The sequence below is a fragment of the Staphylococcus sp. 231237_7MaSpsaltlick genome, from assembly GCF_043107035.1.
Window position 1 is genome coordinate 1 of record NZ_JBICNX010000018.1, and the last position, 13,506, is coordinate 13,506.

Sequence of the window (13,506 nt, forward strand, 5' to 3'; positions counted from 1 at the left end):
CTCCTTAATAGTCGCACGTTGTTCAAATGTACCAATAAAACTATCACCACTGACAATAAGTCCAATCTTGGCAGTTAATTGCTGTTCTTTAATAGCCTCAGTTGCCTTCTGTAATAAATTACTATCACTATCGAAACTTGCTGGCATTTGTGGAATTTGTCCCAATTCATATCCAAATGCTCTAGCATCTGCATCATGATACATTACACGATCACTTACAACGACATCTCCAACATTTAACGCTTTGTCTAACGCACCTGCAGAACCAGTATTAATGATTAAATCGGGTTTAAACTGTTCGATTAATAACGTTGTAGAAATCGCAACATTAACTTTACCAATTCCACTTTGCGTTAAAACGATATCTTTACCTTCTAATTGTCCTTTATAAAAAATAACATGCGCTATTTTTATTTCTTCTAATGCATTAATTTTATTTTTTAAGATTGCTACTTCCTCTTCCATAGCACCTATGATACCTATCATTATAATTCACCTCATCTTAAAATCCTAGCCTTTGCTATTCTACCATATTTATATTCATAGCTCGATCTTAGATACAATATTTTCGCTGATTTCATGCAATTTCAGTCACATTCATCTCCATACAGTATTAATATAATCGAATTTATTTTTTACAGTAAAAAACAGATAAAAACAATTTTTTATCTGCCTCGAAAAATTTATTAATTTAAAAAGTATAGACCATCTTTGCAAACTGGTCAAATATTCATTCAAATTACATTACTTAACATTAAAAGTCCTCTAACATTAGTAGTATCTTCGAGGAAACTCATAAGACATTCTCGGTGTTTCATATACACTGTGCCATGTCATTCGTAATAATGGCATCACACTTGCCATTGCCATACAAACTAGTGATATGAGTACAATACCAATAATAAGTACAATTACAAAATCTATAATTCTTTCCATCTTAAACATCCCTTACTATTGAAAACATAGCTATAAAATATAATACATTATATTTTAGCAATACATTTTATAATATACTACATTAAATAAAATAGTTAAATGTTTGAGCTAATTATAAATGTAATTAAATAGTCGATTTTTTGCACAATCTAAATTTTCAATAATAAAAAAACTGTCAACATAGGTTTTATGTCGACAGTCTATAAGTTCTAAACAAAACCTCTGTAATCCATTTTTTGAAAGTATTGCAGAGGGTTTGTTTGATAATTAACTAATGCATTATAGAAATCTTAAGATCCCCATAATTCTGTTAAACCTTGCAGTGAGAACACCCCTGTTACAATCGTAACAATGACTGCAATAATACCAAATACGAGCATCCAAGTTGGGTGTTTATAGTCACCAACGATAGATTTACGTTTACTTGCGATAAGGATTGTTCCTAATGTTATTGGTAAGATTAAACCATTTAACGCACCTGCTACAATTAATAATGTAACGGGCTTACCTAAGAACAAGAATACGAGTGTAGATACAACAATAAACGTGATAACAATAATATTTGTTTTATTATTTACAGATTTGTGTAAAGTTTTCAAGAATGTTGCACTTGTATAAGCAGAGCCAATCACTGATGACATAGCGGCAGCAAATAATACAATACCGAATATGTTTCTACCAATCGGACCTAACACATGTTCAAATACTGATGCTGGTGGGTTCTCAGAGTTTAAAGTTACACCTGTTACCACAACACCTAATACCGCTAAGAATAACAGTGTTCTTAATACACCAGTTGTTAAAATCCCTGCCACTGCAGCTTTATTAACAAACGGCAAAAATGATTTTCCTTCTACACCTGAATCTAAGATTCTGTGTGCACCAGCAAAGGTAATGTATCCGCCTACAGTACCACCAACTAAGGTAATAATTGGTAACACTAATGCAAGTGGTTGCTCTGGCATTACCATATGTGTTGCTGCTTCTAAATAGGGTGGGTTTGCTTTAAACATAACAAACGCTACTACAGCAATCATTAATACACCTAAGAACATTGTTACAACATCCATTATTTTTTGTCCACTTTTACTAATGAAAATCGCAATTGATAGTACTGCTGTGATTGCCGCACCTATTTTAACGTCTATTCCAAAAATTGCATTTAATCCTAAACCAGCTCCAGCAATATTCCCAATATTAAAGGCAAGTCCTCCAATACCAATTAATATTGAAATGAAAGTGCCAAGGCCTCCTAAAATTTCGTTGGCAACTTCTTGACCACGTTTTCCAGTAACAACTAATATTCTCCAAATATTAATTTGAGCACCAATATCAATTAGTATTGATAATAAAATGGCGAATGCAAAACTTGCAGTGAATTGTGCTGTAAAAACTGCAGTTTGAGTTAAGAAAGCGGGTCCTATTGCAGATGTTGCCATTAAAAATACTGATCCTAACAGTAACCTTTTATGATTTTTTGTGAAACTTTCCTCTGTTGCTTTCGGCTTTAATTTATCTCCCATTTTGTTTATCCCCCTATTTTGGTAATAGAAATACCTTCTTTCGTTAAACGCTCTCTAATTTGAGATACGAATTCCAATGCATGTGCGCCATCCCCATGGACACAAATTGTATCTGCTTGTATGTCTATTTCATTTTTGTTCTTTGTAATTACTTTTTGCTCAGTTACCATTCTCAATACTTGATTGATAGCCTCTTCAGTATCTGTTATCAATGCGTCATTATCTTTCCTACTTACTAACTGACCATCATCTTCATAACGTCTGTCAGCAAATACTTCAGAAGCCGTTTTCAACCCAACTGCTTGTGCTTCTGAAATCAATAAAGTATTGGACAAACCTACATAAATCAATGTTTTATCAAAGTCATACACTGCTTGGGCAATCGCATTAGCAATTTCTTTGTTTCTAGCACCCATTTGATATAATGCGCCATGTGGTTTAACATGATTTAATTGCACATCATGAATTTTACAGAACCCATTTAATGCACCAAGTTGATACACTACGACGTCATAAACTTCATCTGGTGTTAAATCCATATTTCTTCTGCCAAAGCCTTGTAAGTCAGGTAAACCTGGATGAGCACCTATACCAATATGATTTGCTTTAGCTAGTTTAATCGTTTCATTCATTACGTGTTGATCACCTGCATGAAATCCACAAGCGATGTTAGCAGAAGTAATTAACGGTATAATATCTGTATCTCCACCGAATGAGTAATTACCAAATGCCTCTCCTAAATCACAATTTAAGTCGATTTGCATTATGATTCCCCCTTGATAATTTGATGTCTATCTAAGAATTTTATATCAACATCTCTTGCATCACCTTCAGCATATAACGGATATGAAAGCACTGCATATAAAAAGTCAGCTGTAGTTGTAAATCCATCAATAACCATTTCATCTAATGTTACTTTCAATTTATGAATTGCTAAGTCACGATTGTCAGCCTTTACAATTACCTTCGCGACCAATGAATCATAATTTGGTGACACAGTATAGCCTGGGTATAACAGACTATCTACTCTTACGTTAAACCCTTGTGGTAAATGTAATGCATTTACTTTACCTGGTGAAGGTTGGAATTGCTTTTCTGGGTTCTCTGCATTAATACGCGCTTCAATAACGTGCCCATCAAATTGCACTTCAGACTGATTAAATGGCAACTCATTATGTTGCATCAGGTAAAGTTGTGCTTGCAACAAGTCTCTATTTGCACGCATTTCTGTAACGGTATGTTCTACTTGAATACGTGCGTTCATTTCAATGAAATAATAACTATCTTCGGTCACTAAAAATTCTATTGTTCCCGCACTACGATAGTTTGATGCTTTGGCAACTTTTACTGCATCGTTACAGATTGCAGTTCTTTTTTCTTCAGTTAATGCTGCACAGGGCGATTCTTCAATTAACTTTTGATTTTTTCGCTGAACAGAACAATCGCGTTCTCCTAGATGTATATAGTTAAATTGACCATCACCTAGCACTTGTACTTCAACATGTTTCGCAACAGGTATAAATGCCTCTACATAGATACGATCGTCATCAAAGTATTTTTTCCCTTCACTTTTAGCTTCTTTAAACAGTTTTGGTAGTTCAGATGCTTCTTTCACTATGCGAATACCTTTACCACCACCACCACTCGCTGCCTTAAGCACAAGTGGATAACCAATTTCTTCAGCTATATGTTTTACTTCTTCAACAGTTTTCACATCATCTGTTGAACCAGGAATGATAGGTACTCCAGCTTGATCAACGGTTTGTCTTGCGGTGATTTTATCACCCATTAATTCCATTGTTTTATATGTTGGTCCGATAAAATAGATATCATTTTCTTCAACTTTTTTAGCGAAAGACGGACTTTCTGATAAAAATCCATAACCTGGATGAATTGCATTTGCGCCGGTTATTTCTGCAGCGCTAATAATTCGATCTTGATTTAAATAACTATCTAACGGATTTGCTTCTCCAATACAAATTGCTTGATCAGCTAAGCTGACATGCAGACTGGATTCATCCCCTTTGGCATAAATAGCAACTGTCTCGATTCCTAATTCTCTACATGCACGGATGATGCGTACAGCAATTTCACCTCTGTTTGCAATTAAACAACGATACAATGCAAACGCCCCTTTCAGAAATTTATTTTACTTTGATAATGGCTTGATCATATTCGACAGTAGTTCCGTGTGATACTAGAATTTCATCAACCACACCTTCTACATCGCTAGTCACTTCATTTAGGACTTTCATTGCTTCAATATAACCAATTGTATCGCCTTTCTTGATTTCATCTCCTACATTGACTAAAGGATTTGTAAGTTCCTTTTCATCTTGTAAGAAAAATGTACCGACCATCGGTGCTTTCACATAGTCAACGCTTTCATCTGATGCTGTTTGCTGTTGAGTTGTACTTGGTTGTGAATCTAAACTCTGCGGTTGAGTGGCCGCATTTCCCACACTTTGATTAATCTGATTGTCCGTAAAATCAAATTCAATTTCTTGCTCATAATCTTTATATTTAAATTTCTTCATGTCATTATCTTTAACAAGTTTTATTAATTGCTCTATTTTTTCAAAATTCATCATTATTCCCCTTTTAATAAATTCTTAATTCTTGAAGCTGTAGATCTTAATTGCTTCAAATCATATATTGGTTTTTGCTCTATGTTTGTTAACTCTTGAAGAAATTTATGTTCTTTCTCTTTTAATTGTTCAGTTGCTTGTTCAACAGATATCCATTCAAATTGAATTTCAGATCCAGGTTGTTTTTGTGCAAGAACTTGTAAATCCATGGCACAAACTGTTGCAATTTTTGTATATCCACCTACTGTTTGTTTATCATTAAGTAAAATAATTGGATTACCATCATTTGGTACTTGGATACTTCCTAGTGCTACAGGTTCAGAAATAATATCGGCCGACGATATTGGTGGAATACTATCACCTTGTAGTCTATAACCCATACGGTCTGACTGCTCTGATATTTTAAATACAGATGATGTAAGCGCATTTATTGATGTTTCTGAAAATGCATCGATCTGAGGCCCTTCAACGATATAAATAATCTGTTGGTCGAATATCTCTTCATTGTAATTTGCACTTAGACCAATGCGCGTTGTATAATTCTTCACTTTTTCTGTTGTTAATACGTCATCTTTTTTTAACGTTCTACCTTGATAACCACCAATTTGACTTCTTGTGTGTGTCGAATAGCTACCTGCGATTTTAGGTAATTGTAATGGATTAGCAAAATTTAAATAGCCTCGAGCACCTTTCGTTACTTGACCGATTTCTAAAACATCACCCTTTTTCACGTTAATGACTGTATTCTGATCAATATTGTCGCTATTTAAGGTAACGTTAAAACGGGCTCCCGTCATAACAATAGCATTATCTGCTAAAAATTCTATAGTAGGTCCAATTACTGTATATTCAATTGCTGGTCCTTCATGGTTCAATAACGCTTGACCTAATCGAAGTGCATTATCATCTAATGCACCCGCAGACGAAAATCCTTGATCCTGATAACCTACTCGACCTTTATCTTGGACGGTACTAAATAATCCTGGTTTTAATATTTTAATGCTCATAATCAAACTTCACCCACTTTTCAATATTAAAATCATCTTGTGTTTGTTCCTGTTCAATTTGTTGATAAGTGTCTTTATCAATTGAATAAAATTGAATCGAATCTCCTGCTTCATACAAACACATCGGTTCACGATTAATATCAAATACATTGATAGGTGTTCGACCAATAATTTGCCAACCTCCAGGTGATTGCTTCGGATATAATCCAGTCTGATTATTTGCGATACCTACCGAACCAGCTTCTATCTTTGTTCTTGGCTCTTTGCGTCTAGGTGTATGCAAATTAGCATCTAAGCCTCCTAAAAATGGGAACCCTGGCATGAAACCGAGCATATAAATTAAATATTTATTGCTGCTATGTATTTTGACAACCTCTTCTGTTGTTAAATCATTGTAAGTTGCAACTTCTTCAATATCCTGACCATATTCCCCTCCATATAGTACAGGTAAATGAATCGTCTTATTTCTTAATTGTTTCTCATTTATTGAACTTATATCCAATTGTTCCAAATCCAAGTCATTTAATACTTCGTTCAACGTTGAAATATTAGTATCAACATATAACATAATTGCTCTATAAGAAGGTATTATCTCAGTTATTGACTGAAGTTGTTTATCCTTAATATATTGAGACACATGTTGTACCTTTGCGAACGTTTTAGGATCAATTTGATTTTCAAAGTAAATCATAATTGTTTGCTCGTTAATTAATTTAAATTCCAAAAACATTCTCCCCTTTATGTTATTAACAATTCGTTTTTGTAAAATATTTAATTGTACGCTTAACATTTTAATTATATCATCAATTTAAGTTATATGTTTAATTACAAAAAATTATAATTGTTAATAACCTATCCTAATCATATAACTTAAACTTGTAATAATCTTTACTTTTAGAAAATTTAGAAAATAAAGTTTATTATTAGTAATAATTTACCAAATCGCACAGCTGTCGTATAGATATTTCTTGCTAAAGTGTAAAATCCCACCTTAAATAACCTATTCATATTTACTAAAATTCAATTTTTTAATTTATAGCACTTTAGTCATATGAGAATACTTCAATATGTAACTAAAAATATAATTGTTATTTAATCATGTCATCATGCTCAATTGAGTTCACTTTAAATGGATTAATTGTTCTATAAACAGGAGTTTGTTTTTGTGCTAACCATTATCATTCGAATGCGATCAGTTAAAGCACTTTCGATTTTGCATCTGGAGAAAATCGCTTGGATTTATATATGTAAAAAGGATGATTTTTAACAACATTTTAGGATAATAAGAAGAAACTCCATAGGAATAGTTCACTTCGTCGACTTCACTGTCTGAAATAATTTCTACTAAATGCTCTTTACAATGTGTGCGCTATCGTTTTTAATGATTAGCCTTTCTGTTTCCATAGGTAGAGTAAATTGAGACATATTCTAATTTTTATACATAAGACACCTCGTTAATTTAGTTTAGTGGAATTTATTTAATTATAAGTATATGTCTTACTTTTTTAGTAATAACATATTAGAACTTCATATTGTTTGCGAATGACTGTGAGCGTAGTATGCGTGTCGAGACGGAATTCGATCGAGCACCTTGGTAAGTGAGCAATAAAATTACAGATTATTGAAATAAATAATAAGCCCATCAAAGATTTTAGACCTTTGATGGGCTTAATGCTACGTATTTAAGTTCCAGATTCATTATAAACATGTTAGAGTCGTTCATGTTCTGAAACTATATGTTATACAATCAAATAGTGACCGGTTATGCTCATACTTTTATCAACATGAGTAATAGTTTAGACAGTATTTTGATTATTATTATTTGATATTGACGATCTTAACGTTAATTTCTCCACCATTTGGTAATGGTACACGTACTTCGTCTTCTAATTTTTTACCAATTAAACTTTTAGCCATTGGTGATTCATTAGAGATTTTACCTTTAAATGCATCTGCCTCTGCAGATCCAACGATTTGATAACTTTCTTCTTCATCACCTGGTAATTCGATAAATGTAACTGTTTTACCAAGTTGTACTTGATTATTGTCACCAGTATCTTCGATGATTAACGCATTTCTTAACATATGTTCAACACGTTGGATATCTTGTTCGATAAATCCTTGCTCGTCTTTCGCAGCATCATACTCAGAGTTCTCAGATAAATCACCGAAAGAACGCGCTACTTTAATTTTTTCAACGACTTCAGGACGTTTTACTGTTTTTAATTCTTCAAGTTCACGTTCTAATTTCTCAAATCCTTCTTGTGTCATTGGATATTGTTTTTGATTTTCCATAGTGTCATCTTCCTTTACATATACATACTATTGTTTACTTACTAATGTTTGAATCTTTGTTGTCATTATATCGATAGCTACTTTATTACTTCCACCTTCTGGAATAATAATATCTGCATATCTCTTTGTCGGTTCAATAAATTGATTATGCATTGGTCGAACCACATTTAAATATTGATTAATTACAGACTCCATCGTACGACCTCTTTCTTCTGTATCACGTAAAAGTCTTCTTAGAATACGTAAGTCTGCATCTGTATCGACATAAATCTTAACATCCATTAAGTCTCTTAATGTTTTATTTTCCAATGCAAAGATACCTTCTACGATAATAACATCTTTTGGCTCAAATGCAATCGTTTCATCACTTCTCGTATGATTTGTGTAATCATACGTAGGTACTTCAATTTGTTTACCATTACGCAAGTCATTTAAATTTTCGATTAGCAAATCGTTATCGAAAGCAAATGGATGGTCGTAATTTGTCTCCAAACGTTCTTCAAATGTTAAATGCGATTGGTCTTTATAGTAATAGTCTTGCGCTAATAATGCAACACTATGACCTTCTAAATTTTTCATAATTTCATTTGTTACAGATGTTTTACCTGAACCTGAGCCACCAGCAATACCAATAATTGTCGTACTTTTCATTATCCAATTTCCTTTCTCATCATGTTGTTCGGATAAATTGGATGATCTACTTTAATTTGCACGATTTGCAATGGATGACGTGCAGCATCAAGTTCATTACCCTCTTCATCGTATATCTTATCAACAACTTGTCTAAATGTTTCGATTTCTGGACCAAAGAATTCAATTTCTTGGCCCGGTTTAAAATTATTGCGTTGTTGAACCGTAGCAATATGTGTTGTTTCATCATAATCTAATACTAAACCACAAAAATCAAATGGCGATTTCTTTGAACCTTGCTCACCAAACATTTGTTCTTCAAAGCCAGGTGTCCCTTCAATAAAGGCTGAAGCAGTGTCTCTATTTGCACATTTATCTAATTCAATTAACCATTCAGGTTTGATTTTAAAGTTTTGTGGATCTGCGGCATATGCGTCAATAACCTTTCTATATACTGACACAACTGTCGCAATATAATGAATTGATTTCATTCTACCTTCAATTTTTAAAGAGTCAACACCAATATCCATCATATTAGGTATAGATTCAATTAATTTTAAATCTTTAGGACTCATAGCAAATGGTGTAACTTCACCCTCACCGTCATAGTAAAGATCTAATTCTCCATCTTCATCGACCTCTAACAAGTCATAATCCCAACGACAACTTTGACAACAACCACCACGGTTCGAATCACGTGCTGTCATATGGTTACTTAATGTACAACGACCTGAATAAGCTATACACATTGCACCGTGTATAAATGACTCAATTTCAATGTCAACTTTGTCTTTCATTTCTTGCATTTCCATGGCACCTGTTTCACGAGCCAACACAACACGGTCCAATCCTTCCTCTTTCCAAAATTCAACCGCTTTATAGTTCGAAAGTGATTGTTGTGTCGATAAATGAATTTCTAATTTTGGAGCAACGCGTTTACATGTTTCAATAATTAATGGATCTGCCACGATAATACCAGTTGCACCTGTTTTTTCAAGTGCTCTGAGGTATTCATCTAACCCCTCAATATTTTCATCATGTGCAATGATATTTGTCGTAACATAGATTTTTGCTCCATAACGATTCGCGAATTCAACACCCTCTTTGATTTCTTCCATCGTAAAGTTATCAGCATTTGATCTCAAGCCATATTCTTGTCCACCAAGAAACACCGCATCCGCACCATAATGAACCGCAATTTTTAACTTTTCTAAATTTCCAGCCGGGGCGAGAAGTTCAGGCTTTTTTATTTTAGGTAGTTGTTGTGCATTTTCTTTTTCTAAAACTTTCATTCTTAAGCCCTCCTTAGTAAACCGTTTGTTTAAATAAGAATCCTTCGTCAAATGGACGATGTTCCGGTTGAATTGCCTCAATAGGATCAACGAGCATAAACTTCTCATCTTCATATGCTTCAGGATCTTCATGATATAAATCGATTGCTTCTCTATATTGTTCAGTACACACGTTAATATATGTTTCAGTTTGTAAGACACCATCAATTTTCAACGAGTCAATTCCTGCTTCTAACAGTGAATCTAATTCTTCAATCAAGCAAATATCATTTGGCGACATAATATGTGTACCATTGTAATCTTCATATACGGGATATTTGTTATCTCGTTCTTCATCATATAATAAGAGTTCATTCGCCTCTTTATTTCTCTGAATCTTCATTTGACGCTCTTGAAATGTATAATAATTGCCTAATAACATACGTTTAGATTGGAACATGCACGTCATACCATGAACTTGTACTTCAACCTCAACGTTAGTATTTGCTTTAATATTTAAAATTTCTTCTAAGCTTAATTCTCTCGCAAGCTGTGCACGTTTAGCACCCTTTTGCCCCCAATAATTACATTGGAAATGGTTCGTTACAAGTGCTTCTGCGTCCCAATTTAACGGAATGGGATTCTGTTGCGCTTTAACATACATAACGACTGCTGGATCACCAAAGATAATTCTATCAACTTGAATTTCATGTAAAAATGCTATGTATGATTCTAATGCGTTTAAGTGGTAATTGTGAAAGATACCATTTACTGCGGCATATGCTTTTTTTCCATGTTTATGGATTAACTTTACAGCTTCTTCCATATCTGTTCTATTAAATTCACCTGCAAGTCTTAATCCAAATTTCTGTTCACCAATCACAAAGGCATCTGCACCCTTATCAATTAGCGTGCTTATATGTGCTACAGATTTTGGAGTAACTAATAATTCAGTCATTTTGAAGCTCCTTTAATTGATATTGCTAAACCATCATCGATATTTAAAAAGTTTGTAGTATAATTTTCATTATTCATCAACCATTCATTGTAAGACTGGACTTTCTTAACCATTTGACGTACATTGCGATTTCTAACTATGTCAATATCTGCAACGAAACCATGATATAACACATTATCTGTTATAACCATACCGCCATCTTTTAGTAATGGTGTATAAAGTTCGAAGAATTTTTGTGATTGAGCTTTAGCTGCATCGATAAAAATCATATCGTAAACTCTATCATTTACCTGTTCAAATTGTTCCAATGCATTACCCACAATTTGTCTTATTTGCGCATTAAAACCAAATGTCGTTCTGTTGTTCTTTGCTTGTGTCAACATAGCTTCATCTCGTTCTATTGTTGTAACATGAATATCAGATGAGACTGATGCAAATTGCATTGAGCTATAACCAATTGCTGTGCCAATTTCCAATATCTGTTGTGGTTGATGTATTCTAATTAATTGTTTGATCATATCTAATGTTAAACGATCAACGATTGGAACATTATTCTGTTCAGCATAAGATCTTAATGATTCTATTCTTGAATCAGTTTGTTTGTGTAATTCTAATAAATACAACTGATTTTTATCCATTGTAATAACTTCCTTTATGGCAAAATGATTCCCTTTAATTCTCAATAAAATAAATCAGTCCTATAAACTGACTGATTACTTTAAGATATCAAAATTAACATGTTTGTTTTTAATAACAATTAAACTGATTTTCATCATTTAATATTCAATTACAATCATGCATATATCATTTCCCACTTAAATTTAACTTTATATATTTTACCATAAAGTAACGAATATTATAAGTGTAAATTGTTTGAATGAGTGTTGATTAACTGACTTTTAATAGATTATTTGTGTTACCACTTTGAGTTAATGCAAACCTTGTTTTTCATCTTGCGTTTTAAAGTTCTTGAAAAATAAACAATTAAACTATATTAGTTATATTTTGACATAACATAACCGCTTTAATCTAAATGCTTCCCACCCAATGTTACACTTATCAACTAGTTATAGGAAAATGTATAACACATTATGTTTCTACAATTAAAAAGCGAGTCAACCCAATTAAGGATTGACTCGCTTGCTTTTGAGAGTAGGAATATGATTTCCAATCTCATACTAATTTAATTATCATCGTTCAGACTAAAATAAATCAGATTATCATTTAGTGTTCATGATCGTGGTCATGATCATCCATTTCTGTATTGACGATTTCTTCAATCATATCCCATTCTTCATCTGTTTCTACTGGTAAGAATTTACCACCGTCACCATTTTCATCAGCCTCATTAATCATTGGGATTAATTCTACTAAATCATCGTCATCAGATTCTGCGCCTTCTTCTGCAAGAATCACATACTCTTTCTTAAATTCTGGATGATAGAATTCTAAAACTTTACGGTATAAGACTTCATTACCTTCTTCATCGTATAAAGTTAATAATTCCTCTTCGTTGTTAATTTGTAATTCTGCATCATGATTATGTTCTGTCATTGTATAACGCTCCTTTATTATTGAATAGAATCTAAATAACCTTGCAAGATGAATACTGCTGCCATTTTGTCTATTACTTTTTTTCTTTTCTGTCTTGAAACATCTGCCTCTAGTAAAGAACGTTCAGCGGCCATCGTACTCAATCGTTCATCCCACATAATAATCTCTAATGATGGCAATGCTTCTTGTAGTTGCTCCTTGTATTGTAACGAAGCCTCGCCTCGAAATCCAATAGAATTATTCATATTCTTTGGCAATCCAATTACAACAGAGCCTACTTTTTCTTTTTCTATTATTTTCACTAATGCTGCTATACCTAAATCGCCATTTGCTTCATCTATTTGGAGTGTATCTAACCCTTGGGCTGTCCAACCCATTAAATCACTTATTGCTATACCAACAGTTTTACTTCCTACATCTAATCCTATTATTTTATGCTTTAGCATTGCTTACTTATCATTCTCAGTTAAATAATTTGAAACTAATTCTTCCATAATATCATCACGATCTATACGACGGATTTGATTTCTAGCTTCATTGTGACGCGGAATATAGGCAGGATCTCCAGATAAGAGATAACCTACAATTTGATTTACAGGATTATAGTTTTTTTCTTCTAACGTTTTGTAGACATTTTGCAATACTGTTTTGACATCTTCTTTAGGAATTTCATCATAATTGAATTTCATTGTTTTATCAAAGTTTTCCATTGTTAAACACTCCTTAAATCGCGCAAATAATTTC

At 33.1% G+C, this 13,506-nt stretch carries 16 protein-coding genes; all 16 read right to left on the minus strand.

Annotated elements, in window-relative coordinates:
• A partial coding sequence (mtnN, locus tag ACF91D_RS23190; protein ID WP_392437778.1) for a 5'-methylthioadenosine/S-adenosylhomocysteine nucleosidase occupies positions 1-486 on the minus strand: 486 nt, incomplete at its 3' end.
• A gap of 285 nt (positions 487-771) precedes the next feature.
• On the minus strand, positions 772-936 hold the full coding sequence (locus tag ACF91D_RS23195; RefSeq protein WP_157946391.1) for a hypothetical protein: 165 nt from the start codon (positions 934-936) through the stop codon (positions 772-774).
• Between the two features lie 290 nt (positions 937-1,226).
• Positions 1,227-2,459, minus strand: a complete 1,233-nt coding sequence (locus ACF91D_RS23200) for an NRAMP family divalent metal transporter (protein ID WP_042738534.1) — start codon at positions 2,457-2,459, stop codon at positions 1,227-1,229.
• 5 nt (positions 2,460-2,464) lie between these two features.
• Complete coding sequence (gene pxpA / locus ACF91D_RS23205) at positions 2,465-3,223, minus strand: 5-oxoprolinase subunit PxpA (RefSeq protein WP_042738533.1); 759 nt, start codon at positions 3,221-3,223, stop codon at positions 2,465-2,467.
• Positions 3,223-4,581: an acetyl-CoA carboxylase biotin carboxylase subunit gene (locus ACF91D_RS23210; RefSeq protein ID WP_107527925.1), complete on the minus strand. Its 1,359-nt coding sequence runs from the start codon at positions 4,579-4,581 to the stop codon at positions 3,223-3,225. The genes pxpA and ACF91D_RS23210 overlap by 1 nt, the downstream gene beginning before the upstream one ends.
• Before the next feature lie 22 nt (positions 4,582-4,603).
• Complete coding sequence (locus tag ACF91D_RS23215; RefSeq protein ID WP_107589623.1) at positions 4,604-5,047, minus strand: acetyl-CoA carboxylase biotin carboxyl carrier protein; 444 nt, start codon at positions 5,045-5,047, stop codon at positions 4,604-4,606.
• Between the two features lie 2 nt (positions 5,048-5,049).
• Complete coding sequence (locus tag ACF91D_RS23220; protein WP_119624414.1) at positions 5,050-6,054, minus strand: 5-oxoprolinase subunit C family protein; 1,005 nt, start codon at positions 6,052-6,054, stop codon at positions 5,050-5,052.
• Positions 6,044-6,778 (minus strand): 5-oxoprolinase subunit PxpB, encoded by a 735-nt coding sequence (gene pxpB, locus ACF91D_RS23225; protein ID WP_107528070.1) that lies wholly within the window; start codon positions 6,776-6,778, stop codon positions 6,044-6,046. Before pxpB ends, ACF91D_RS23220 begins: the two co-directional genes overlap by 11 nt.
• Positions 6,779-7,872: 1,094 nt before the next feature.
• Entirely contained in the window at positions 7,873-8,349 is a 477-nt protein-coding gene (greA, locus tag ACF91D_RS23230) for a transcription elongation factor GreA (RefSeq protein ID WP_042738529.1), read from the minus strand.
• Positions 8,350-8,376: 27 nt separating this feature from the next.
• Positions 8,377-9,000, minus strand: a complete 624-nt coding sequence (gene udk, locus ACF91D_RS23235) for a uridine kinase (protein WP_042738528.1) — start codon at positions 8,998-9,000, stop codon at positions 8,377-8,379.
• The gene (locus tag ACF91D_RS23240) at positions 9,000-10,271 is read right to left on the minus strand and encodes a peptidase U32 family protein (protein WP_042738527.1); all 1,272 of its coding nucleotides are present in this window, start codon (positions 10,269-10,271) and stop codon (positions 9,000-9,002) included. The genes udk and ACF91D_RS23240 overlap by 1 nt, the downstream gene beginning before the upstream one ends.
• Before the next feature lie 13 nt (positions 10,272-10,284).
• Positions 10,285-11,208, minus strand: a complete 924-nt coding sequence (locus ACF91D_RS23245) for a peptidase U32 family protein (RefSeq protein WP_107527868.1) — start codon at positions 11,206-11,208, stop codon at positions 10,285-10,287.
• Positions 11,205-11,846, minus strand: a complete 642-nt coding sequence (locus tag ACF91D_RS23250; protein WP_107527867.1) for an O-methyltransferase — start codon at positions 11,844-11,846, stop codon at positions 11,205-11,207. The genes ACF91D_RS23245 and ACF91D_RS23250 overlap by 4 nt, the downstream gene beginning before the upstream one ends.
• Positions 11,847-12,432: 586 nt before the next feature.
• Complete coding sequence (locus ACF91D_RS23255; protein ID WP_042738524.1) at positions 12,433-12,762, minus strand: DUF1292 domain-containing protein; 330 nt, start codon at positions 12,760-12,762, stop codon at positions 12,433-12,435.
• 17 nt (positions 12,763-12,779) lie between these two features.
• Positions 12,780-13,208: a Holliday junction resolvase RuvX gene (ruvX, locus tag ACF91D_RS23260; RefSeq protein WP_042738523.1), complete on the minus strand. Its 429-nt coding sequence runs from the start codon at positions 13,206-13,208 to the stop codon at positions 12,780-12,782.
• Between the two features lie 3 nt (positions 13,209-13,211).
• A complete protein-coding gene (locus ACF91D_RS23265) occupies positions 13,212-13,472 on the minus strand; it encodes an IreB family regulatory phosphoprotein (protein WP_107527555.1) in 261 nt (86 codons plus the stop codon).
• Positions 13,473-13,506: the final 34 nt, after the last annotated feature.